The sequence below is a fragment of the Actinomadura sp. NPDC048021 genome (assembly GCF_040653135.1).
Taxonomy (GTDB): domain Bacteria; phylum Actinomycetota; class Actinomycetes; order Streptosporangiales; family Streptosporangiaceae; genus Spirillospora; species Spirillospora verrucosospora.
The window spans coordinates 312742-335085 of sequence record NZ_JBEZJQ010000003.1 but is presented as its reverse complement, the minus strand read 5'-3'; the positions used below and the strand labels follow the sequence as shown (position 1 = coordinate 335085).

Here is a 22344-nt window from a genome sequence, read left to right as displayed (position 1 = left end):
CTCCCATGGTTCCTCATCCCCGAAAGCCGACAGGAGTAGCGGTGGTCGCGAAGGAGCACGGTGGCCGCGAGGGACCACGGTGATCGTGAACGACCACGGGGGCCAATAGAAACGCTGGAGTGTCCAGAGTCAAGCAAGATCGTCGGAACGGGCCGCTACCGGCCAACCGGTCCACCGGAACGTTCCCGGCCGCACCGCCGGGCGCGGGCCACGCCCGCGCTCGGAGGCGTCCCCCCGGACAGGCGGCGAGCCGGAAACGCCGACGCGTTTCCGGCTCGCCTGTGCGGTGCGGAGGCCTAGGGGGTGGGCGACCCCCGCGGTCGTGCGCGGATCAGGGCGTCACGGGGAGGTGACGTTGATCTGCGGGAAGGTGCCGCCGCTGTTCTTGACGATGTAGGCGCCGTTCAGCGAGGCGGAGTCCCCGTTGTGCGCGATGCCGAGGCAGCCCGAGGTGACGTTGCTGACCGTGAGCCCGCTGCCGGTGGCCGTCAGCTTGCCGGTGCTGTTGGTGTAGGTGCCGGCGGCCGTGCCGGCGATGTCCAGCTGGCAGAGCCCGCCCGCCGCCGAGGCGTGCGCGGAGATGCCGCTCAGGCTGCCCGGGGTGACGCCGCCCGACGTGGCGCCGGTGACGTTCACCTTCCAGGGGAGGGCCTTCGGCGTCACGGTGAAGGAGAACCCGCCGCCGTTGCAGTTGGTGAACGAGATCGCGCTGATCGTTCCGACCTGGAGCGGCGAGGCGCCGCTCTTGGTCCCGTTCGGGATGCTGCCGGAGCCGGTGGACGTGGTGCAGGTCACCGCGATGCCGGTGCTGGTGTCGGTGATGACGAGGTTGCCGGAGTTCGTGGCGGTCACCGAGCCGCCGTTCGTCACGGTCGCGGTGAGGTTGGCCGCGTGGGCCGGGGCGGCGAGGAACAGGGCGAGGGCGGAGGCGCTCGTGGCGGCGAGGGCCGCAGAGGTGATCTTGCGCACGGGAATGACCTTTCCTGGGGGTGGGACCGGGTGCCTGGGGAGAGGCACGGGCCTTCCTGCGTGGGTGGGTGTGAGCTCACCATTCACCTACTAGCCGGTACGGTAAGCGGAGATTTTCACGGCGGACAAGGTTCGGACGCGGGGTCGACGCCGATTCCGGCAAGGTCTGTCAACGGATGAGTAAATCGCTTCGCGGAGTTTGTGCGCCAATGAGGAGGCGCCGGGGCCCTCGAAGCGGTCGGACCGGAATACACCATGGAGCCTCACCGATACTGGCGACGCCGTTGACTTTCCGCAACAAATGCCTGTGAGTGACCCTATGACCTTTCACGCCGCCGTTCCGGGGCCTTTTCCGACTAGGGGCCCATGGGTATTTTGAACGGCATGTCGCTTCCGGTGGGGCAGCCCGCTTCGGCGCTCGGGCGGGAGGGCGCGCTCGTGCCACCCGAGCCGGCGCCTCCCGAACTCGTGGAGGTCCTGCGGTCCGGGCTCCCCGGACTGGCCGAGGAGATCTACACGGCCGTCCGCGCCACCGTCCCCGACTTCGCGGTCGCCGACGGCGGACCGCCCAGCCCGGAACGGGTCGTGCGGGAGGCCATGCGCACCTACGTGGCGCGCTTCGCCGATCCCGCGGAGCCGCTGGACGGGCTGCTGGAGCTGCTGCACTCGTTCGGCCGCAGGGAGGTCACGGGCAACCGGAGCCTGGAGACCCTGCACGCCGCGATCCACATCGCCTTCGACACCTCCTGGCACCGGATCACCGAGGTGTGCGTCCGCAACAAGGTGTCGGGCGCCGACCTGGCCCGCGTCGCGGAATTCCAAATGGCCTTCATGGACCAGATAATCGACCCGATAGTCGAGGCTTATCTGGACCAGGGACTGAAGGCGCCGGTCGACCTCGTCCATTCGCGCAGGCTGCTGATGCGGGGCCTTTCCACACGCCCGGTCGCCTCCCGCGAGGCGATCGAGCACCTCGCTGCGAAACTCGGCTGGAACGTGCCGGAGACCGCGACGCCGGTCGCGGTCCGCCGCGGCACGCGGTGGCGGCCCGCCGCCGCGCGCCGCGACGTCCTGTCGGCCCTCGGCGGGACCGCGCCCTGGCTGCTCGTGCCCGGCGGGGTGGACGAGGCCCGGCGCGCCCTGCTCGGCGCGGCGCTCGACCGCGGGCCGGTCGTGGTCGGCCTGACCGTGCCGCTCGGCGAGATCCCCGACGCGCTGCGCTGGGCGCGCGGCGTGCTCGCCCTCGCCGAGGACGGCGTGATCGACCCCGCGCCGCTGATCCGCGCCGAGGACCACCTGCTGGACCTGTGGCTGACGTGCGACCCGCCCCTCGTGGAGGAGATCGCGCGGCGCCGGCTCGGCGGCCTGGCCGGCCTGCCCGAGGGCAAGCGGCGCGCGCTCACCGAGACGCTGCGGGTCTGGCTGGAGCAGTGGAGCACGGCCGCGGACGTCGGACGCCGGCTGCACCTGCACCCCCAGACCGTCCGGTACCGGCTCCGCCAGATCAGGAAGGAGATCGGCGGCCGGCTCGACGACCCCGAGACGCGCTTCGTCCTGGAGGCGGTCCTGAAGGCCCGCCGGCGGACGCCGCCGGGCCGCCCTGCCTCCTGAAACCCCGCCTCCTGACACCACCCCCACGGAGCGTGTGCGATGCCGAGGCCGTTCTCTCCGGGCGGCTTGTCGCCGCAGGAGTCCGCCGAGCTGCGCGAGCTCGTCGCGGCGCTGTCGCCGGACGTCCGGACGACCGTCGTCCCGGGCCTGGTCGACGAGATCGTGGAGAGGATCCGTGCCGCGATCCCCGCCTACGCCCGGCCGCCCGGAAGCGCCTACAACCGCGTCATCCGCATGGCCGTCGAACACAACGTGCTGGGCTTCCTGGACTGGCTGGCCGACCCGGCGCAGCCGCTCGACCGCCGCGACGAGCTGTGCCGCAAGATGGGCGCGTTCGAGGTGATGGAGGGGCGCCCGCTCACGGTGCTCCAGTCGGCCTACCGTGCCGCGATGCAGGTGGCCTGGTCCCGGATCCGGGCGATGCTGGACGACCGGGTCGCGTCCGTCCTGGCGGTCTCGGCCCTCGCCGAGGCCGTGATCGCCTACATGGACGACGCGGCGGCCCTGTCCCGGGAGGGCTACGAGCGGGCCAAGGCGGAAGCGTGCCAGGCGCGCGACGACGCCCGGCTGGCCCTCCTGCGCGCGCTCGCCGGCTCCGCGTCGCCGGTCGAGCCCGACCCGGCCGCCGACTGGCCGCTCCCGGACGAGGTCACGCTCGTCGCCCTGCCCTCCGGGACGCTGCCCGTCTGCCCCCTGCTGGACGCCGACGTCCTGCTCGACCCGGCGGAACCGGCGCCCTACCTCCTCGTCCCCGGCCCGCTCACCGGCGACCGGCGGGCGATGCTCGAAGCGGCGCTGGCCGGGGAGCGCGCCGCGGTGGGCCTGACCGTCCCGCGCGCCCGCGCCGCCGACTCGCTCCGCTGGGCCAAGCGCCTCCTCGACCTGAAGGACGTCCTGCACGACGGCACCCTCACCCTGTGCGAGGACCATCTGATGAGCCTGTGGCTGCTGGCCGACGGCGCGCTGATGGAGCAGATCACGCGCCGCGGCCTGGCGCCCCTCGCCCCGCTCAGCGAGCGGCGCAGGCTGCCGCTCGTCGACACGCTCGCCGTCTGGCTGCGGACCCGCGCGCCCGCGACGCGGATCAGCGAGGAGCTCGGTGTGCACGTGCAGACCGTCCGGTACCGGATGCGCGTGCTCGAACACCTTCTCGGCGACGAGCTCGCCGACCCCGGCACCCGGTTCGCCATCGAGGCCGCGCTGCGCACCCGCAGGCTCCGGGCCCGGCGCCTCGACGCGACAACTTGATCAACGATTGACCGCGGACTGCCTTTCTCCGGCCGGACGGCCGGGAAACCTGCCCAGTGCGCGCCCGCCGGGGGCCGCCTCCCGACGGCGCTCCGCCGCCGAGATCTCCGACGATGGGAAGGAAGCGGGGTGGAGACGACAGCGGTGCTCGACCGGTGGCAGTTCGCGGTCACCATCGTGTACCACTTCCTGTTCGTGCCGCTCACCATCGGCCTGGCCTGGTTCATCGCGGGCATGCAGACCGCCTGGTACCGCACCGGCCGGGAGCACCACCTGCGGATGACGCGGTTCTTCGGGAAGCTCTTCCTGATCAACTTCGCGCTGGGGGTCGTCACCGGGATCGTGCAGGAGTTCCAGTTCGGCATGAACTGGTCGGTCTACTCCAGGTTCGTCGGATCGGTGTTCGGGGCGCCGCTGGCGATCGAGGGCCTGGTGGCGTTCTTCCTGGAGTCCACCTTCATCGGGCTGTGGCTGTTCGGCTGGAACCGGCTGTCCCCGCGCGTCCACCTCGCGATGATCTGGCTCGTGGTGGCGGGCACGTCGTCGTCCGCGTACTTCATCCTGGCCGCGAACAGCTGGATGCAGCACCCTGTCGGCTACGCGATGAAGGGCGGGCGCGCCGAGATGACGTCGCTCGGCGACGTCCTCCTCCAGCCGCTGCAGATCACCCACTTCTTCCACACGATCGCCGCCTCGCTGGTGACGGCCGGGCTCCTGGTCGTCGCCGTGGCCGCGTACCGGCTCCGCAAGGCCCGGCGGGAGGACGCCGGGCCGGACGACCCGGACGTGACGCTGTTCCGGGCCGCCGCGCACGGGGCGCTCTGGGTGACGGCGGTGGCGTCCGTCGTGGTGATCGGCGTGGGGCACTTCCAGGCGCAGCTCCTGGTCAGGTACCAGCCGATGAAGATGGCCGCGGCCGAGGCCCTGTACGAGACGCAGGCGCCGGCGCCGCTGTCCCTGCTGGCGATCGGGCCCTGGGAGAAGCACCCCGATCGCACCAACGTCGACATCGTCATCCCGCACGGCCTGTCGGTGCTGTCCACCAACGACTGGAACGGGGAGATCCGCGGGATCAACGACATCCAGCGCGAGTACGAGCGGCGGTACGGCCCCGGCGACTACACGCCGGTCATCGGCAGCGTCTACTGGTCGTGGCGGGTGATGCTCACCGTCGGGTTCCTCGTGCTGCTGTACAGCGCCGCGTGGCTGTGGATCATCCATCGGCGCGGGTGGGCGTCGCCCCGCTGGTTCGCGTGGACGGCCTACGCGTTCCTCGCGCTGCCGTTCCTCGCCAACACGGCCGGCTGGCTGGTCACCGAGATGGGACGCCAGCCGTGGATCGTCCACGGGCTGCTGAGGACGCACGACGCGATCTCCCCGACGGTCGGCACCGGCCACGTGATCGCCACGCTGGCCGGCTTCGCCGCCCTCTACGGGGTGCTCGCCGCGATCATGGGCTGGCTGATGGTCCGGGCGGTCCGCGCCGGCCCGGAACGCCCCGCCCCGGAGGTGACCCGCGAGGACGCGCTCCCGCCCATGCTCCACTGACCTGCCATCCGGAGGGTGCACTCACCATGGAGACCGCAGGGCATCTCGATCTCCAGACGCTGTGGTTCGTGCTGATCGCGGTGCTCTGGATGGGGTTCTTCCTGCTGGACGGCTTCGACTTCGGCGTCGGGATGCTCTACCCGTTCCTCGGCCGCGACGACCCGGAGCGGCACGCGCTGCTCGCCACGATCCTGCCCGTGTGGGACAGCTACGAGGTGTGGATCATCGTGGCGGGCGGCGCGACCTTCGCGGCGTTCCCCGGCTGGTACGCGAGCATGTTCTCCGGCTTCTACCTGGTGTTCTTCGGGATCCTCGTCGCGCTCATCGTGCGCGGCGTCGCGATCGAGTACCGCAACAAGCATGACGCGCCTGCCTGGCGCCGGCGCTGGGACGTCGCGATGCCGGTCTCCAGCCTGGCCATCCCGTTCCTGCTCGGCGTCGTGTTCGCCTCGATCACGCGCGGCGTGCCGATGGACCCGCGCGGCGAGGTCACCGGCGGGCAGGGCGTGCTGTTCGGCGGCTACCCGGTGCTGGCCGGGTGCGCGCTCGTGGCGGCGTTCGCGCTGCACGGCGCGCTGTTCCTCGCCGTCCGCACCCACGGCGGCCTCGAGGAGCGGGCGCGCGGCTTCGCGCTGGCGCTCTACCCGGTCGCGGCGGTGCTGCTGATCGGGTTCACGGTGTGGACGGCGGTGCAGGCGTCGTCGTCGGCGCCCTATCCCGTACCGGTCTACGCGCTGCTCGGGCTGGGCCTGGTCGCGGCCGCCGCGTCCGGGCCGCTGGCCCTGGTGAGGCGTCCGCTGGCCGCGTTCGCCGGGACGTCCGCCGCGACCGTGCTGCTGGTCGCCGCCCTGTTCGCCCGGCTGTACCCGCGGGTCATGGTGTCGTCCACGGCCGGTTCGCCCAGCCTGACGATCTACGGCACCGCGTCCAACCACTACTCGCTGGTGGCGATGACGATCATCGCCGGCGTGTTCGTGCCCGTCGTGCTCGTCTACCAGGCCTGGGCGCTGTGGGTCTTCCGGGCGCGGCTCTCGCGGGAGGACTTCGCGCGCCCGCCGACCCCGCTGCACATGATCACGCGGGGGGCGAAGGGGCCCGGGTCGTCGTCGGGGGGCGCGCCCGCCGAGGGCGGGGAGTAGGGCGCGGATGCGGGCGCTCGATCCCTGGCTGCCCCGGGACGTCCCCGGCGTCCGCCGGTTCCTGGCGGCGGCGGGGGCGGCCGCCGCGTGCTCGGCGGCGCTCACCGTCGCGCAGGCCGCGCTGTTCTCCCACCTCGTCGTCGCCGGTTTCCTCGGGGGCCGCGACGCCCGGGACGTCCTGCCCGCCCTGCTCGGCTTCGCGGGGGTGGGCGCGGCGCGCGCCGCTCTCGGCTGGGCGGCGGAGACCGGCGCCCGCACGGCCGCGTCCCGGATGGTCGGCGAGCTGCGCGGGCGGGTGCTGCGCCGGATCGTCCGGGCGCGCCCGGGGAGCGTGCCGTCCGGCGAGGCGGTGACCGTCACCACGGACGGCGTCGAGGCGCTGGAGGTCTACGTCGCCCGGGTCCTGCCGTCGCTGGCGACCGCCGCGCTCGCACCGCCCGCGATCCTCGCGTGGGCCGCCTTCCGGGACGCCCCGTCGGCGCTGGTCATGGCCGCCACCCTGCCGCTCGTGCCGCTGTTCGGGGCGTTGATCGGCGCGTCGACCAGGGCGCGGACCCGGGAGCGGTGGCGGGCCCTCGCCCTGATGAGCGGGCACTTCCTGGACGTGGTGAGCGGGCTGACGACCCTGCGCGCGCACCGCCGGGGCCGTGCCCAGGCGACCGCGATCGCCGCTACCGGCGACCGCTACCGGCGGGAGACGATGCGCGTCCTGCGCACGGCCTTCCTGTCGGCGTTCGTCCTGGAGCTGGCCGCCACCCTCGGCACGGCGCTGGTCGCGGTCGGCGTCGGCCTCCGGCTGACGACCGGCGGCATCGGCCTGGAGGCGGGCCTCGCCGTCCTCGTCCTCGCGCCGGAGCTGTACGGGCCGCTGCGCGCGCTCGCGGCCGACTTCCACGCCGGCGCGGACGGCCTGACCGCGTCGCGGCGGCTGTCCGCGCTGCTCGCGCTGCCTCCCGCCGTGCCGCCCCCGGCGCGCCCCCGCCCGGCCGTGTTCGGGACCGTCCGGCTGGAGGACGTCACCGCCGCGTACGACGGCCCGCCCGTGCTGTCCGGGCTCTCGCTGGAGATCCGCCCCGGCGGGTTCACCGCGCTCGTCGGAGACAGCGGCGCGGGCAAGAGCACCCTGCTCGCGCTGCTCATGCGCTTCGTCGAGCCGGCGTCCGGGCTCATCACCGTGGACGGCGCGGACCTCGCCGGCTTCGACCCGGACGAATGGCGGCGCCTGATCGCCTGGCTTCCGCAGCGCCCGCGCCTGCGCCCCGGGCCGGTGCTGGAGGCGATCGCCCCGGCCGGGCCCGGCGGGATGAGCCCGGTCGCCGCGGCCGAACTCGCCGGAGCCGGGTCGCTGGTGCACCGCACGGTGGGCGAAGCGGGCGACGGGCTCTCCGCCGGAGAGGTGCGGCGCGTCGCCCTGGCGCGGGCACTGGCCCGTCCCGCGCCGCTCCTCCTGCTGGACGAGCCCACCGCCCACCTCGACCAGGCCACCGCCCGGCAGGTGACCGACGCCGTACTGGCCCTGAGCGGCCGGACGGTCGTGGTCGCCACCCACGACCCGCGGCTCGCCGCAGGCGCCGACCACGTGATCGACCTGCCCGTCTCCCGCGCGGAGGCCCTCACATGAGCCGGGCGCCGTTGGCGGAGTCGGTGGCGGCCGCGCGGCCGGTCGCGCACCGGTTCGCCGGGGCCGCGCTGTGCGGCGCGCTCGCCTTCGGGTCGGGCGTCGCCCTGATGGCGACCTCCGGTTACCTCATCTCCCGGGCCGCGCTCCGCCCGCAGGTCGTCGCGCTGGCCGTGGCGATCACGGCGGTGCGCGCGTTCAGCCTGGCGCGGGCCGCGTTCCGGTACGCCGAGCGCCTGGTCTCGCACGACGCGTCCCTGCGGCTGCTGCGGGAGCTGCGGGTGCGGTGGTTCCGGCGGCTGGAGCCGCTCGTCCCCGGCGGTCTGCCGGGCGCCCGGTCGGGCGACCTGCTCAGCGGGTTCGTCGCCGACGTCGAAGCCGTCCAGCATCTGTACCTGCGCGGGTTCGCCCCGCCGCTCGTCGCGCTGACCGTCGGCGCCGGGACGGTCGCCGCCCTCGCGTGGCTGCTTCCCGCCGCCGGGTTCTGGCTCGCGCTGGGGCTGCTGCCGGCCGCGCTCGTCCTGCCCGCCGCCGCCGCCGCGCTCATGCGCACCGCCGCGTCCCGGCGGACCGAGGCGCGGGCGGTGCGCGCCGCCGAGACCGTGGAGCTGCTGCACGGCGCCCCCGACCTGGTCGCCTTCGAGCGGGTGGACGAGCAGCTCGGCCGGATCGGCGCCGCCGACGCCGCCCTGGCCGGGATCGCGCGCCGCGACGCCCGCACCGCGGGCTTCACCTCGGCGTCGGTCACCCTGCTCACCGCCGCGGCGACGCTCGCCGTCCTCGTCGTGGGGCTGAACGCCGCCCATCGGGGCGCGCTGCCCGGAGTCCTGCTCGCCGCCCTCGCGCTGGCGGCCGCCGCGGCGTTCGAGGCCGTCCGGCCGCTGCCGGAGGCGGCCCGCGACCTGCTCACCGCGCACGGCGCCGCCGCCCGGCTGGGCGCGCTGACCGCCCGTCCGGCGCCCGCCGCCGACCCGCCCCGCCCGCTTCCCGCGCCGCGCGGAGACCTGCTCCGGATGCGCGGCGTGCGCGCCCGCCACGCCGGGTCGCCCTGGGTGCTGGACGGCGTCGACCTCGATCTGCGCCCCGGCGAGCGGGTCGCGCTGCTCGGTCCGAGCGGCGCGGGCAAGAGCACGCTCGCGCACCTGCTCGTCCGGTTCCGCGACCCCGACGAGGGCGCCGTCACCCTCGACGGCCACGACCTGCGCGACTACGCGCAGGACGACGTCCGGCGCGCGGTCTGCCTGGTCGACCAGCACGCCCACCTGTTCGGCACCACGATCCGCGCCAACGTCGCGCTCGCCCGGCCGGACGCCGCCGAACCCGAGATCGTCGACGCGCTGCGCCGCGCCCGCGTCTGGGACTGGGTCTCCGGCCTCCCCGGCGGCCTGGACGCCCACGTGGGCGAGCACGGCGCCCGCGTCTCCGGCGGCCAGCGCCAGCGGATCGCGCTGGCCCGCGCCTTCCTGTCCGGCGCGCGGCTGCTGGTCCTGGACGAGCCGACCGCCCACCTCGACCCCGCGACCGCCCGCGACCTGCTCACCGACGTTCTGCGTGACACGTCCGGGACGGGGATCCTGCTCATCACCCACACACCGCCGCCGCCCGGAACCGCGGACCGGGTCCTGCACCTGCGGTCGGGCCGCCTCCAGGAGGCGGGCGCCGGAGGAGAGGACCCGTAGTCAGGGTGCGGCGCCGGGGTCGCGCCGCCGAGCGTCGCTCAGCACCTCGTCCAGGTCGCCGAGGCGGTCCAGCTGCTTGACGGCGCGGGCGGTGCGGTGGTTGTGAGCCAGCCGCTCGCGGTGGCGGTGGACGAACTCCCAGTACCCGGCGGTGTAGGGGCAGGCACGCTCCCCCGTGCGTTCGGTGGGCCGGTACACGCAGGGGCCGCACAGGTCGCTCATGGTGTTGATGTAGGCGCCGCCCGAGGTGTACGGCTTTGTGGTGATCCGGCCGCCGTCGGCGTACTGCGACATGCCGATCACGTTGGTCAGCATCACCCAGTCGTAGCCGTCCACGAAGCAGCGGTGGAACCAGTCCGTCACCGCCGCCGGGTCCCAGCCGCGCTGGAGGGCGTGGTTGCCCAGGATCATCAGCCGGGGGATGTGGTGCACCCAGCCCCGGTCGCGGACCTGCGCCAGGGTCGTCGAGAGGCAGCGGGCCCGGACGGCGCCGGCGTCCAGTTCGGCGAACCAGCCCGGCAGCGGCGCGTCGTGGCCCAGGGCGTTGGACTCGCGGTAGCGGGGGCCGAAGTGCCAGTAGAGGTTCCACATGTACTCGCGCCACCCGGCGACCTGCCGGACATAGCCCTCGACGGAGTTGAGCGGCGCGTCGCCCGCGCGGAAGGCGGCCTCGGCGGCCTCGACGCACTCGGCCGGGTCGAGCAGCCCGAGGTTGAGCGACGCGGACAGCAGGCTGTGGCTCATGGCCCAGTCCTCGGCCAGCACCGCGTCCTCCCACAGGCCGAAGGTGGGAAGGCGCTTCTCCACGAAGGCGCGGAGGGCGCGCCGGGCCTCGGCGCGGGCGGCCGGGAAGAGCCTCGGGCCGTCCCGGCCGACGAACGAGACGTCCCCGCTCCGCTCCCAGCGGTCCAGATCGGCCCTGACCCGCTCGTCGATCTCGTCTTCGCGCGGGCGGTAGGGGGCGGGCACCGGCAGCCTCGCCTCGCCCTTGGGCGGGGGCTCGCGGTTCTCCCTGTCCAGGTTCCATTTCCCGCCGACGGGCTGATCGCCGTCCATCAGCAGGTCGTGGTCCTGGCGCACCTGCCGGTAGAAGCCCTCCATCCGCAGCCGCCCGCCGGCGGACTCCGCCCACCGGCCGAACGCGTCCGGCTGGACGAGGAAACCGCGCGGCGGAAGGACCTCCACCTGCCGGAGGCCCCGCACGAAGGCGAGGGCCGCGTGGGACGTGGGGTGGTGGACGGTCACCGGGGCGCCGCCCACGGCTCGTTCCAAGCCGTCGCGGTACGTCTCCGCCTGGACGTAGCGGACGCGGTCCCCGAGTTCGGCCGCGCGGTGCCGCATCGCGGACAGGACCAGGTGCGCCTTGGCGCGGTGGAAGCGGCGCCGCCGGAGGACCGCCCGCGACTCGATCATGACGATCTCGGCGTCCGGCCGCAGGAAGTGCGGGCCCAGCTGGTCACCGAACAGCCAGTGGAAGCGGGCGGCCGAGCGGTCCTTCGAGCGGTCGTGGGCCACGCGGATCCTCCCCCTGGACGCCCGGACTCCCGCTCAGTGTGGTGCACGGCCCGTCGCGGACGAAGGCGGCGCGCGACGCCGTCCGTTACGGGCGGACTCACGAAGGTCCGGCGACCTGCGGACTTTCGTCCCTAATCGGACGCAGGCCCGCTGTACAGGCTGTCTACATGAAGCCGGACGAGACAATCGCCAGCGAGACCCTGCGTCGGCTCTGCTCCGAAGGGCCGGTGACCTCGGTCTACTTCAACCTGACCGCGCCTCCCGGGGAGGAGGACGCCGCGCTGCGCTGGGAACGCCTGGCCAGACGGCTCCGCGCGCAGGGGGCCGACGGCGCCGTCGTGGAGGCGCTGGGCCGGCTGGTCGCGAGGGTGGAGCCGGGGTCCGGAACGCTCGCCGCGTTCGCCTCCGACGGCGACCCGGAGCCCGTCGTGGTCGAGATGGCGGACGCGCGGCAGCCCGATCTCGCCGTCCGCGGGCCCGTGCCGCGGCTCCTGCCGCTGCTGGCGTGGCTCCAGGAGCGTCCGCCGTACGTGCTCACCCTCGTCGACCGCAAGGGCGCCGACATCGAGACGTGCCGGGGCGGGACGAGGACCGCGACCACGAGGACGATCGACGGCCCCGACGACGAGATCGTGCGCAACGCGCCGGGCGGCTGGTCCCAGTCGCGCCACCAGCACCGCGCCGAGGACTCCTGGGAGCACAACGCGACCAGGGTGGCGCACGCGCTCGCGGACGACCTCGCCGAGACCGGCGCCCACGTGCTGCTCGTCGGCGGCGACGTGCGCGCCGTGCAGTACCTCACCAAGCACCTTCCCGAGGGCGTCCGCCATGAGGTGTCCGTCGGCCACGTCTCCGGAGGGCGGAACCGGGACGGCGCGCGGCGGCGCCGCCAGACGCAGGTCCGGGACCACGTGACCCGGTGGGCGGACGACGAGACCCGCGGGCTGCTCGAACGGCTGGACGAGGCGCGGGGCCCGTCCGGCCTCGCGGTGGAGGGCGCGGCCGCCACCCTGCGGGCGCTGGCCCGCGGCCGGGTCGGCACGCTGCTGGTCGCCGACGACCCCGCCGACCGGCGGACGGCCTGGTTCGGCCCCGCGCCGACGCAGGTGTCCGACCGGCGGGCGACCTTCGCCGAGTCGGGCGGGGGGCCGGTGGAGCACGGCCGGCTGGTGGACGTCGCCGTCCGCGCCGCGGTGCTCACCGGAGCCGAGGTGCGCGTCCTCGAACCCGGGGCGCCGGACCTTCCCGCGCAGGGCATCGGCGCCCTGTGCCGCTATGCCTGAACTGCCGGGACCTCCGAGGCTCCGCGGCCAGGGTGAGGGGACGGATGTGCCATGCGCGTCAACGACGAGGTGGGAGCCCTCCTGGACGAGTACGCCGACCTGCTGGCGATCACCGGCGGGGAGGCGTTCAAGGTGCGCGTCTACCAGAAGGCGGCCCGGTCGGTGGCGGGCGACCCCGCGGACCTCGCGCGCCTGGACGACGCGGGCCTGCGGGGCATCCCGAACGTGGGGAGATCGATCGCGACGAAGATCGAGGAGTACCTGTCCACCGGGAGCATCCACGAGCTGGAGGAGCTGCGGGCGCGGATCCCGGCGGGCGTCCGGCAGCTGACGCTGGTACCGACGCTCGGCCCGAAGAAGGCGATGGTCCTCTACCACGAGCGCGGCATCGACTCGGTGGAGGCGCTGGCACGGGCCCTCGACACCGGGCGCCTGCACGGCCTGGCCGGCTTCGGAGCCAGGACCGAGGAGAACCTGCGGCACGGGATCGAGATCCTGGACAAGGCGGGGCAGCGGGTGCCGCTCGGGACGGCGATGGAGCTGGCCGAGACCATCGTCGCCGGCCTGGCGGCGGTCGCCGGCTGCGAGAGCTGCGCGTTCGCCGGGTCCCTGCGGCGCATGAAGGACACGGTCGGGGACATCGACGTGCTCGCCACGTCCGACCGCCCGGCGGAGCTGATGCGGTCCTTCACGGGGCTGCCGCTGGTCGAGCAGGTCATCGCGGCCGGGGACACCAAGACCTCCATCAGGACCGGCTCCGGCCTCCAGGTGGACCTGCGGGTGGTGCCGCCCGAGGACTGGGGCGCGGCCCTGCAGTACTTCACCGGGTCCCGGGCGCACAACATCCGCACCCGGGAGATCGCCGTCCACTCCGGGCTCAAGCTGTCGGAGTACGGGCTGTTCGACGTCGAGAGCGGAGCCAAGATCGTGTCAGCGGCGGAGGAGGAGGTGTACGCCAGGCTCGGCCTGCCGTGGATCCCGCCGCCGCTGCGCGAGGACGGCGGGGAGATCGAGGCGGCGCTGCGCGGGGAGCTGCCCGACCTGGTCGCCGAGACCGACGTCCGCGGAGACCTGCACACCCACACCGACCTGTCCGACGGGCTGGCCGGCCTGCCGGACATGGTCGCCGCCGCGGCGGCGCGCGGGTACTCCTACTACGCCGTCACCGACCACGCGCCGGGCCTGGCCATGCAGCGGATGACCGACGAGAAGACGCTGGCGCAGCGCGAGGAGGTCCGCGCGCTGGACGGCCGGTGCGGCGGCATGCGGGTGCTGCACGGCACCGAGCTCAACATCGACCCCGACGGCGGCGTGGACTGGCCCGCCGGCTTCCTCGCCGGGTTCGACGTGTGCGTCGCCTCGGTTCACTCCCACTTCGACCAGCCGAGCGAGCGGATGACGCGGCGGCTGGTGCGCGCCTGCGAGAACCCCTTCGTCGACGTCATCGGCCATCCCACCGCCCGGCAGATCGGCCGGCGCCCGCCGGTCGAGGCCGACTGGGACGAGGTGTTCGCCGCGTGCGCGCGCACCGGCACCGTCCTGGAGATCGACTCGTCTCCCGACCGGCTCGACCTGCCCGCCGAGCACGTCCGCCGCGCCCGCCGCCACGGCGTCAGGTTCGCCGTCGACACCGACGCCCACGCCGTCCCCCACCTGGCGCACCTGCGCTACGGCATCGGCACGGCGCAGCGCGGCTGGCTCACCGCGGGCGAGGTCGTCAACACCTGGCCCGCGGCCGAGCTGATCGCCTTCCTGCGGGCGCACCGCCCGCCCTCGTAGCCGCCGGACCTGCGGAAACACGTCCCACCTGGGGACCTTCGTCCCTGCCGCGGCGCGCTCGGGCGGCGGCACGCTGGAATGGTCCGTGTTCGCCGAGACCGCTCTGGAGCCGTTGCGATGACGTTCACAGGGATACAGGGGCTGGATCGGAGCATCGACACCACCAACCGGTGGATCGCCGATGTGGCCGAAGCGTTCGGTACCGAGGACCGCCGGTTCGCCTACCGGGCGCTCCGCGCCTGGATGCACACGCTGCGCGACCGGCTGACGGTCGAGTCGGCGGCGCATCTGGCCGCCCAGCTGCCGGAACTGCTGCGCGGGGTGTACTACGACGGGTGGAGCCCAGGCCACGTGCCCCGCAAGTACGACCTGCGCGAGGTCATCGTCCACTACGCCGAGCAGGCGCGCATCGGACGCGACGACGTGCCCAAGACGGCGGCGGTCGTCACCGAGGTCGTGTCCTCCAAGATGGCGCCGGGAGGCGTCGAGCAGGCGCTGTGGAAGCTGCCCGAGGAACTCCGCAGGCTGTTCCAGCCGGGCGGCGAGCCCGAGGAGCGCGCCGCGGCACGTTCCGGGGCCCGCGCGTCGGCGCCCCGGGCGGTCATGTGAGGCCGGTCAGCGCAGGGAGGCGAGGAACCAGTCCGTGGCGTGCGCGGTCACTGCCTGGAGGGCGCCCGGCTCCTCGAACAGGTGGGTGGCGCCCGGCACGACCGTCAGCCGGTTCTGGCAGCGCATGCGCCGCTGGGCCCGCTGGTTGAGGCCGAGCACCTGCCGGTCCTCACCGCCCACGATCAGCAGCGTGGGGGCGCGGACGTCGCGGAGGCGGCGTTCGGCCAGGTCCGGGCGCCCGCCGCGGGAGACGACGGCGAAGACGTCGGCGCCGGGCTCGGCGGCGGCCCACAGCGCCGCCGCCGCGCCGGTGCTCGCGCCGAAGTAGCCGACGCGGGCGCCGGCGGTCTCCGGCCGGTCGCGGAGCCAGCCGGTGGCGGCGACGAGCCGGGCGGCGAGCATGCCGATGTCGAAGACGTTGCCGCGGTCGAGTTCCTCCCCGCCGGTCAGCAGATCGAACAGCAGCGTGCCGAGGCCCGCCCGGTTGAGCCCGGAGGCGACCAGCCGGTTCCGCGGACTGTGCCTGCTGCTCCCGCTGCCGTGCGCGAACGCCACGACGCCCCCGGCCCCCTCGGGGACGGTGAGATGCCCGGTGAGCTCCACGAACCCGCCGTCGATCCACACCTCCTCGTCGACGGCCGGCGGATCGTCCGCATCAGGATCGGATGCCCGGGACGAGCCGGTGCCTCCACCGGGCTCGGCGCCGCCGCCGGGGTTGGTCGCCCCGCCCGGATGGACGGCCCCGCCAGCGTCGGCGGCCCCGCCTGAGCCGCCCGCTCCGTACGGGCTGACCCAACCGAGCTCCGAGGCTGCCCCGGGGTTGGTGGCTCCGCCGGGGTGGGAGGCGCCGGAGGGGTTCGCGGTTCCGGGAGGCTCGGCGTTTCCGGCCGGGTCGGAGTCGTTCCGGGCGTTGGGCGGCGGTGTCGCGGCGCGTTCCAGGAGCTCGACCACCTCGCCGTCGGACGTCTGGCCGAACTCGCGGTACCACTGGCCGACGGCGTGGAAGAGGTCCGGCTCCAGGAGGCACACCACGTCGTCGGCGACCCGGCGCAGACCGGCGAGAGTGTCGGGCGAGCCGACGGGGACCGCCAGGACCACGCGGCGGGCGCCCTGGGCGCGGGCGACCTGGCAGGCGGCGCGCGCGGTGGCGCCGGTGGCGACGCCGTCGTCCACGACGACGGCCGTGCGGCCGCTCACCTCGGCACGGGGGCGGCCGCGGCGGAAGCGTTCGACGCGGACGTCCAGTTCGGCCTGCTCGCGCCGTCGCGCGTCGGCCAGGTCGGCCTCGCCGAGGCCCGTGAGACGGACGATCTCGTCGTTGACGATCAGAACGCCGCCCTCGCCGATGGCGCCCATGGCCAGCTCGGGCTGGAACGGCACGCCCAGCTTGCGGACGACGATCACGTCCAGCGGCGCGCGCAGCCCCCGCGCGACCTCGAACGCGACGGGCACCCCGCCGCGCGGCAGCCCCAGCACGACGGCGTCCGAGTCGCGCAGATCGTCCAGCCGCTCGGCCAGGCGCCGTCCGGCGTCGGCGCGGTCGTCGAAGTCCAGCATCGTCACCTCCCGGGTTCGGGTGCGGGCACCACCGCCACCGGGCAGCGGGCCTCGTGGAGCGCGACCTGGGGCACCGGTCCCAGGAGCATCGGGGGCGGCGAGCCGATCCCCCGGACGCCGACGACCAGCATGGCGGCGCCGTGGGTGGCGCTGACCAGGGCCCGCCGCGGGGAGTCCAGGACGAACCTGGTCTCGATCAGCACCTCGGGATGCCCGGTCCGCCACGGCGCGACGGCCCGCTCGAAGCGCGCGATCGCCTCGTGCCTGATGGCCTGCGGATCGATGAAGGGCACCCGGTCGGGTCCGGGCAGGGTGGCCGGGTCCCACCAGGAGCAGACCGCCGTCACCGGGTCGTGGTGCAGCGCGGCCTCCTCGACGGCGAAGCCGAGCGCAGCGTCGCCGGCCGGCGAACCGTCCACGCCTGCCACGATCCGCCCGCCGTCCAGCCGCGCGGGCGAACGCACGACGACGACCGGGCAGGACGCCTGGGCCGCCACCTGGACCGCGGTGGAGCCCACCGGGAGCCCCTGGAACCCGCCGTGGCCGCGCGAGCCGACCACGACCATGACGGCGCCGCGGGACGCCCTCAGCAGCGAGCCCGCGGCCGACCCCTGCTCCAGGCACCAGCGGACCTCCAGGTCGCCGGCGAGGGCGCGGGCCTTGCGCACGCCCTCGTCGGCCACGATCGCGCCCTCGCTCCGGACGACCTCCAGGGTCTCCTCGTCCGCCGGACGCATCGGGTAGGGCCAGTGCCACACGTGGCAGACGGTGAGGGCGAGGCCGCGGAGCCGGGCCTCTCCCGCCGCCCACCGGAGCGCGTGCTCCGCGGCGGGCGACCCGTCGTAGCCGATCAGGATGGAGCGCATCCGGTTGTGGTCCTCCATCGGCCGTCTCCCTCCTCTACCGCGAGGGTGTTTCCATCCTCACCGAACGGAAACGCCCAGGTAGAAGCGGTTTCGGAGGTCGCGATGGCGGCGCGCTGGGAGTTCTGGATCGATCGCGGCGGCACGTTCACCGACGTGGTCGCCCGGCGGCCGGACGGCGCGCTCGTCACCCACAAGCTCCTCTCCGAGGACAGGGACCGCTACCAGGACGCCGCCGTCGCCGGGATCAGGCACCTCCTCGGGGTCGCGCCCGGCGCGCGCGTCCCGGCGGAGCTGATCGCGGGCGTGCGGCTCGGCACGACGGTGGCGACGAACGCCCTGCTCGAACGGACGGGCGAGCCGACCGTCCTGGTCATCACCGAGGGCTTCCGCGACGCGCTGCGGATCGCCTACCAGAACCGGCCGCGCATCTTCGCCCGGGAGATCATCCTGCCCGAGCTCCTCTACGCGCGGGTCATCGAGGCGAGGGAGCGGATCGACGCGCACGGGCGGGTCCTGGTGCCGCTGGACGAGGCCGCGGTCGAGCGCGAGCTGCGCGCCGCCTACGACGACGGGTTCCGTTCGGTCGCGATCGTGTCGATGCACGCCTACCGGCAGCCCCTCCACGAGATCGCCATCGGGCTGATCGCGCGCCGGATCGGCTTCCCCCAGGTCTCGGAGTCGCACGCGACGAGCCCGCTGATGAAGCTGGTCTCGCGCGGCGACACCACCGTCGTCGACGCCTACCTCTCCCCCATCCTGCGCCGGTACGTGGACCAGGTGTCCGCGGAGCTGGAGGGCGCACCGATCATGTTCATGCGGTCCAGCGGCGGGCTCACGGAGGCGCACGCGTTCCGCGGCAAGGACTCGATCCTGTCGGGTCCGGCGGGCGGCATCGTCGGCATGGCGCGCACGTCGGCCGCGGCGGGCTTCCACCGCGTCATCGGCTTCGACATGGGCGGCACGTCCACCGACGTCTCGCACTACGCGGGCGAGTTCGAGCGCCGGTACGAGACGCAGGTGGCGGGGGTGCGGATACGGGCGCCGATGCTGAGCATCCACACGGTCGCGGCCGGCGGCGGCTCGGTGCTGCGCTTCGACGGCGGCCGGTACCGGGTGGGCCCCGACTCCGCAGGCGCCGACCCCGGGCCCGCCTGCTACCGGCGCGGCGGCCCGCTCACCGTCACCGACGCCAACGTGATGCTGGGACGGATCCGGCCCGAGCACTTCCCGCGCGTCTTCGGCCCGGACGGCGACCGGCCCCTCGACGCCGCGGTCGTGCGGGACCGCTTCGCCGCCCTGGCCGGCGGGATCGGCGACGGCCGCCCGCCCGAGGACGTCGCCGCCGGGTTCCTGCGCATCGCGGTCGCGAACATGGCCAACGCCATCAAGAAGATCTCCGTCCAGCGCGGCTACGACGTCACCGGGTACGTGCTGGCCACCTTCGGCGGGGCGGGCGGCCAGCACGCCTGCGCGGTCGCCGACGCCCTCGGCATGCGCCGGGTGCTCGTCCATCCGCTGGCGGGGGTGCTGTCGGCGTACGGGATGGGCCTGGCCGACGTCACGGCCATGCGGGAGCACGCGGTGGAGGAGCCGCTGGGCGAGGACCTGCTGCCCGAGCTGGACGCGATCCTCGGGAGCCTGGAGCGCGACGCGCGCGATGAGCTGCGGGGCGAGGGGACGGACGCCGGGCACGTGGCCCACCGCGCCCACCTGCGCTACGCGGGCACCGACACCGCCCTGCCGGTGCGGGCCGGGACGGTGGAGGCGATGGTCGCCGAGTTCGAGGAGGTCTACCGGCGCCGCTTCTCCTTCCTCATGCGCGACAAGCCGATCGTCGTGGAGGCGGTGTCGGTCGAGGCGGTGAGCGACGGCGACCGGGCGGCCGAGACGCCGGTCGCCGGGGCCGGCGAAGGTCCGGCCGAGGCGGAGCGCGTCCCGATGCACGTCGACGGCGCATGGCGCGACGTCGACCTGTACCGGCGGGAGCGGCTGCGGCCCGGCGACGCGGTCCGGGGCCCGGCGATCATCGTGGAGGCCAACGCCACGACGGTCGTCGACCGGGGGTGGCGGGCCGCGGTGAACGACCTCGGGCACCTGCTCCTGGACCGGGTGGCGGCCCGGCCCGGCGGGCGCGCCGTCGGCACCGGGGCCGACCCCGTCATGCTGGAGATCTTCAACAGCCTGTTCATGTCGATCGCGGAGCAGATGGGCGTCCGGCTGCGCGCCACCGCGCACTCGGTCAACATCAAGGAGCGGCTGGACTTCTCCTGCGCGGTCTTCGACGCGGGCGGGGGGCTCATCGCCAACGCGCCGCACATCCCCGTCCACCTCGGCTCGATGGGGGCGTCCATCAGGGAGCTCGTCGAGCGCCGCCGCGCCGCCGGGGGCATGCGTCCGGGCGAGGTCTACGTGCTCAACGACCCCTACCACGGCGGCACCCACCTGCCGGACGTCACCGTCGTCACGCCGGTCTTCCTCGGGGACGTCGAGTCCGGGGCGGCCGCGGACGAGGCCGCCGAGATCTCCTTCTTCGTCGCGTCCCGGGGCCACCACGCCGAGATCGGCGGCATCACGCCGGGATCGATGCCGGCCTTCAGCACGCGGGTGGAGGAGGAGGGCGTCCTGATCGACAACTGGCTGCTGGTCGAGGGCGGCCGGCTGCGGGAGGACGCGACGGTCGGGCTGCTGACCTCGGCGCCCCACCCGTCCCGCAACCCGCTCGACAACCTCGCCGACCTGCGCGCCCAGATCGCCGCCAACGAGAAGGGCGTCGGCGAGCTGCGCGACATGGTCCGCCACTTCGGCCTGGACGTCGTGCACGCCTACATGCGCCACGTCCAGGACAACGCGGAGGAGGCGGTCCGGCAGGTGATCACCGCGCTGCGGGACGGCTCGTGCGCCTACGAGCTGGACGACGGCGCGATGATCGAGGTCGCGGTCCGGGTCGACCGCGGCGCCCGGACGGCGGAGATCGACTTCACCGGCACCTCGCCCCAGTCGGCGGGGAACGCCAACGCGCCCTCGTCGGTGGCGATGGCCGCGGTGCTGTACGTGTTCCGCACGCTGGTGGCCGAGGACATCCCGCTGAACGCGGGGTGCCTCACGCCGCTGCGCGTCACGATCCCGCCGGGCTCGATGCTCGCGCCGCGGTATCCGGCGGCCGTGGCGGCGGGCAACGTCGAGACCTCCCAGGCCGTGACCGGCGCCCTGTACGCCGCGCTGGGGGTGATGGCCGAGGGCTCCGGCACGATGAACAACGTCACCTTCGGCAACGAGCGCCACCAGTACTACGAGACGGTGGCCGGCGGGTCCGGCGCCGGCGACGGCTTCGACGGCGCCGACGTCGTCCAGACCCACATGACCAACTCCCGGCTCACCGACCCCGAGGTGCTGGAGTGGCGCTACCCCGTCCTGCTGGAGGGCTTCGAGATCCGGCGCGGGAGCGGCGGCGCGGGGCGGTGGCACGGCGGCGACGGCGGACGGCGGCGCATCCGCTTCCTCGAACCGATGACGGTCACCACGCTGTGCAGCCACCGGCGGGTCCCGCCGTACGGGATGGCCGGCGGCGGGCCTGGCGCGCTGGGCCGGCAGTGGGTCCAGCGCGCCGACGGCTCCGTGGCGCCGATGAGGGGCCGCGACTCGCTGCCCGTCGGCGCCGGGGACGTCTTCGTCATCGAGACGCCCGGCGGCGGCGGCTACGGCGCGGCGTGAGCCCTAGCGGAGCAGTATTCGGCGGTCACCGCCTGCTCGGTGAGCCGGACCTGGTTGACGGCGTCGGTGGTGAAGACGAACGACATCGAGTGCCGGCCGCCTCGCGTGCTGCCCGTCCAGGTCTCCCAGCCGTCCAGGGTGCCGCCGTTGCCGTACACCTTCACACCGCACGGCGGCGTGGGGATGACCGCCCCGAGTCCGTAGCGGAACATGTCGCTGCCGGGGTAGGGCTGCGACCCGGGGACGGGGCGCAGCATCGCCCGCAGGAGCCGTCCGGGCAGGAGCCGTCCGCCGAGCAGGGCGGAGTCGAACCGGTCGAGGTCGCCCACCGTGGAGATCATGTCGCCCGTGGCGCGCGCGAAGGTGGTGTTGACCTCGGTGGTGTCCCTCAGCTCCGCCGGATCGTCCGCCACGGGCGTGTACCCGTGCAGGTGCGGGCCGCGGATCCGCGGGTTCGTGCCCGGGAAGTAGGTGCTGCGCAGGTGCAGCGGCCGGATGATCCGCCTGTTGATCTCGCGGACGTACGTCCGCCGGGTGACGCGCTGGATGATCATGCCGAGCAGCACGTAGTTGGTGTCGGAGTAGTGCCAGGAGGTCCCGGGCGGGAAGTCGGGCGGGAGGTCCAGCCCCGCCTCCGCCAGTTCGCGCAGGGTGAAGTCGTGCCGCGGGTCGGTGACCGCGATCTCCTCGATGCGGGGGTTGTCGGTGTAGTCGGCGATGCCGCTCGTGTGGTCGAGCAGCATCCGCACAGTGATCTTGTCGCCCTGGTAGCCGTTGCCCTCGACGACGCCGGGGATCACCTGGTCGACGGTGTCGCTCAGGCGCAGCCGCCGTTCGACGACGAGCTGCAGCACCACGGTCGCCACGAAGATCTTGGTGATGCTGCCGACCCGGAACTTCATGTACGCCCGCGGCGGGCGCCGGGTCGTGAGGTCGGCCACCCCGCTGGAGAGGTTCAGGATCCGGTGCGGCGTGCGCGACTGCGCGAGCGCGCCCGGGGCCCCCTCCCGCACGGCCTCGTCCAGAACGGCCTGGAGGGCCCTACCTGACCCGCCGCCACCGGTCTCGCCCGTCGGCTGGACCGCCGCCGCGTTGCCGGCGGCGCTCACCGCGACCGTGAGGGCCAGGGCGGCGGAGGCGATGCTCCCGGCACGCGTGCATGTCCTTAGAGTCATCATGTTGTCACTCTAAGTGATGACATGGTGACCTGCC

Annotated in this window: 15 protein-coding genes; 10 read left to right on the top strand and 5 right to left on the bottom strand. The window is 74.4% G+C overall.

Annotation, left to right across the window (positions count from 1 at the left end):
* Window positions 1–339: 339 nt before the first annotated feature.
* Entirely contained in the window at window positions 340–969 is a 630-nt protein-coding gene (locus AB0C87_RS07445; protein WP_360576820.1) for a hypothetical protein, read from the bottom strand.
* Window positions 970–1353: 384 nt separating this feature from the next.
* Here AB0C87_RS07445 and AB0C87_RS07440 point away from each other — a divergent pair, with 384 nt between their 5' ends.
* The 6 genes from AB0C87_RS07440 to cydC all read left to right on the top strand — a co-directional run bounded on the left by AB0C87_RS07440 (window position 1354) and on the right by cydC (window position 9812).
* Complete coding sequence (locus AB0C87_RS07440; RefSeq protein ID WP_360576819.1) at window positions 1354–2580, top strand: helix-turn-helix domain-containing protein; 1227 nt, start codon at window positions 1354–1356, stop codon at window positions 2578–2580.
* 39 nt (window positions 2581–2619) lie between these two features.
* Window positions 2620–3828: a helix-turn-helix domain-containing protein gene (locus tag AB0C87_RS07435; protein WP_360576818.1), complete on the top strand. Its 1209-nt coding sequence runs from the start codon at window positions 2620–2622 to the stop codon at window positions 3826–3828.
* 129 nt (window positions 3829–3957) lie between these two features.
* Window positions 3958–5376: a cytochrome ubiquinol oxidase subunit I gene (locus tag AB0C87_RS07430; RefSeq protein WP_353833254.1), complete on the top strand. Its 1419-nt coding sequence runs from the start codon at window positions 3958–3960 to the stop codon at window positions 5374–5376.
* 26 nt (window positions 5377–5402) lie between these two features.
* The gene (gene cydB / locus AB0C87_RS07425; protein WP_360576817.1) at window positions 5403–6515 is read left to right on the top strand and encodes a cytochrome d ubiquinol oxidase subunit II; all 1113 of its coding nucleotides are present in this window, start codon (window positions 5403–5405) and stop codon (window positions 6513–6515) included.
* 7 nt (window positions 6516–6522) lie between these two features.
* Window positions 6523–8136, top strand: a complete 1614-nt coding sequence (gene cydD / locus AB0C87_RS07420) for a thiol reductant ABC exporter subunit CydD (RefSeq protein ID WP_360576816.1) — start codon at window positions 6523–6525, stop codon at window positions 8134–8136.
* Window positions 8133–9812, top strand: a complete 1680-nt coding sequence (gene cydC, locus AB0C87_RS07415) for a thiol reductant ABC exporter subunit CydC (RefSeq protein WP_360576815.1) — start codon at window positions 8133–8135, stop codon at window positions 9810–9812. The genes cydD and cydC overlap by 4 nt, the downstream gene beginning before the upstream one ends.
* Here cydC and AB0C87_RS07410 read toward each other — a convergent pair whose 3' ends face one another.
* Window positions 9813–11327 (bottom strand): cryptochrome/photolyase family protein, encoded by a 1515-nt coding sequence (locus tag AB0C87_RS07410; RefSeq protein WP_360576814.1) that lies wholly within the window; start codon window positions 11325–11327, stop codon window positions 9813–9815. It lies immediately after the preceding gene.
* A 167-nt stretch (window positions 11328–11494) separates the two neighbouring features.
* Between AB0C87_RS07410 and AB0C87_RS07405 the strand changes: the two genes are divergently transcribed.
* The 3 genes from AB0C87_RS07405 to AB0C87_RS07395 all read left to right on the top strand — a co-directional run bounded on the left by AB0C87_RS07405 (window position 11495) and on the right by AB0C87_RS07395 (window position 14998).
* Window positions 11495–12610 (top strand): Vms1/Ankzf1 family peptidyl-tRNA hydrolase, encoded by a 1116-nt coding sequence (locus tag AB0C87_RS07405; RefSeq protein ID WP_345183489.1) that lies wholly within the window; start codon window positions 11495–11497, stop codon window positions 12608–12610.
* A 51-nt stretch (window positions 12611–12661) separates the two neighbouring features.
* On the top strand, window positions 12662–14389 hold the full coding sequence (gene polX / locus AB0C87_RS07400; RefSeq protein WP_360576813.1) for a DNA polymerase/3'-5' exonuclease PolX: 1728 nt from the start codon (window positions 12662–12664) through the stop codon (window positions 14387–14389).
* 117 nt (window positions 14390–14506) lie between these two features.
* A complete protein-coding gene (locus tag AB0C87_RS07395) occupies window positions 14507–14998 on the top strand; it encodes a DUF2267 domain-containing protein (protein ID WP_345183493.1) in 492 nt (163 codons plus the stop codon).
* Window positions 14999–15004: 6 nt separating this feature from the next.
* On the opposite strand, the gene AB0C87_RS07390 is transcribed toward AB0C87_RS07395, so the two are convergent.
* Entirely contained in the window at window positions 15005–16555 is a 1551-nt protein-coding gene (locus AB0C87_RS07390; protein WP_345183495.1) for a phosphoribosyltransferase, read from the bottom strand.
* Between the two features lie 2 nt (window positions 16556–16557).
* Complete coding sequence (locus AB0C87_RS07385; protein ID WP_360576812.1) at window positions 16558–17439, bottom strand: universal stress protein; 882 nt, start codon at window positions 17437–17439, stop codon at window positions 16558–16560.
* An 84-nt stretch (window positions 17440–17523) separates the two neighbouring features.
* On the opposite strand from AB0C87_RS07385, the gene AB0C87_RS07380 reads away from it, so the two are divergent.
* Window positions 17524–21132, top strand: a complete 3609-nt coding sequence (locus AB0C87_RS07380) for a hydantoinase B/oxoprolinase family protein (RefSeq protein WP_360576811.1) — start codon at window positions 17524–17526, stop codon at window positions 21130–21132.
* Here AB0C87_RS07380 and AB0C87_RS07375 read toward each other — a convergent pair.
* Entirely contained in the window at window positions 21117–22310 is a 1194-nt protein-coding gene (locus tag AB0C87_RS07375; RefSeq protein ID WP_360576810.1) for a serine hydrolase domain-containing protein, read from the bottom strand. The two genes, AB0C87_RS07380 and AB0C87_RS07375, sit on opposite strands and share 16 nt — an antisense overlap.
* Window positions 22311–22344 lie beyond the last annotated feature (34 nt).

Coding starts and splice junctions, on each gene's coding strand:
- AB0C87_RS07440 (WP_360576819.1), top strand. CDS start 1,354: ATGTCGCTTCCGGTGGGGCAGCCCGCTTCGGCGCTCGGGCGGGAGGGC.
- AB0C87_RS07385 (WP_360576812.1), bottom strand. CDS start 17,439: ATGGAGGACCACAACCGGATGCGCTCCATCCTGATCGGCTACGACGGG.
- AB0C87_RS07435 (WP_360576818.1), top strand. CDS start 2,620: ATGCCGAGGCCGTTCTCTCCGGGCGGCTTGTCGCCGCAGGAGTCCGCC.
- cydC (WP_360576815.1), top strand. CDS start 8,133: ATGAGCCGGGCGCCGTTGGCGGAGTCGGTGGCGGCCGCGCGGCCGGTC.
- AB0C87_RS07375 (WP_360576810.1), bottom strand. CDS start 22,310: ATGATGACTCTAAGGACATGCACGCGTGCCGGGAGCATCGCCTCCGCC.
- AB0C87_RS07405 (WP_345183489.1), top strand. CDS start 11,495: ATGAAGCCGGACGAGACAATCGCCAGCGAGACCCTGCGTCGGCTCTGC.
- AB0C87_RS07390 (WP_345183495.1), bottom strand. CDS start 16,555: ATGCTGGACTTCGACGACCGCGCCGACGCCGGACGGCGCCTGGCCGAG.
- AB0C87_RS07380 (WP_360576811.1), top strand. CDS start 17,524: ATGGCGGCGCGCTGGGAGTTCTGGATCGATCGCGGCGGCACGTTCACC.
- polX (WP_360576813.1), top strand. CDS start 12,662: ATGCGCGTCAACGACGAGGTGGGAGCCCTCCTGGACGAGTACGCCGAC.
- cydB (WP_360576817.1), top strand. CDS start 5,403: ATGGAGACCGCAGGGCATCTCGATCTCCAGACGCTGTGGTTCGTGCTG.
- AB0C87_RS07395 (WP_345183493.1), top strand. CDS start 14,507: ATGACGTTCACAGGGATACAGGGGCTGGATCGGAGCATCGACACCACC.
- cydD (WP_360576816.1), top strand. CDS start 6,523: ATGCGGGCGCTCGATCCCTGGCTGCCCCGGGACGTCCCCGGCGTCCGC.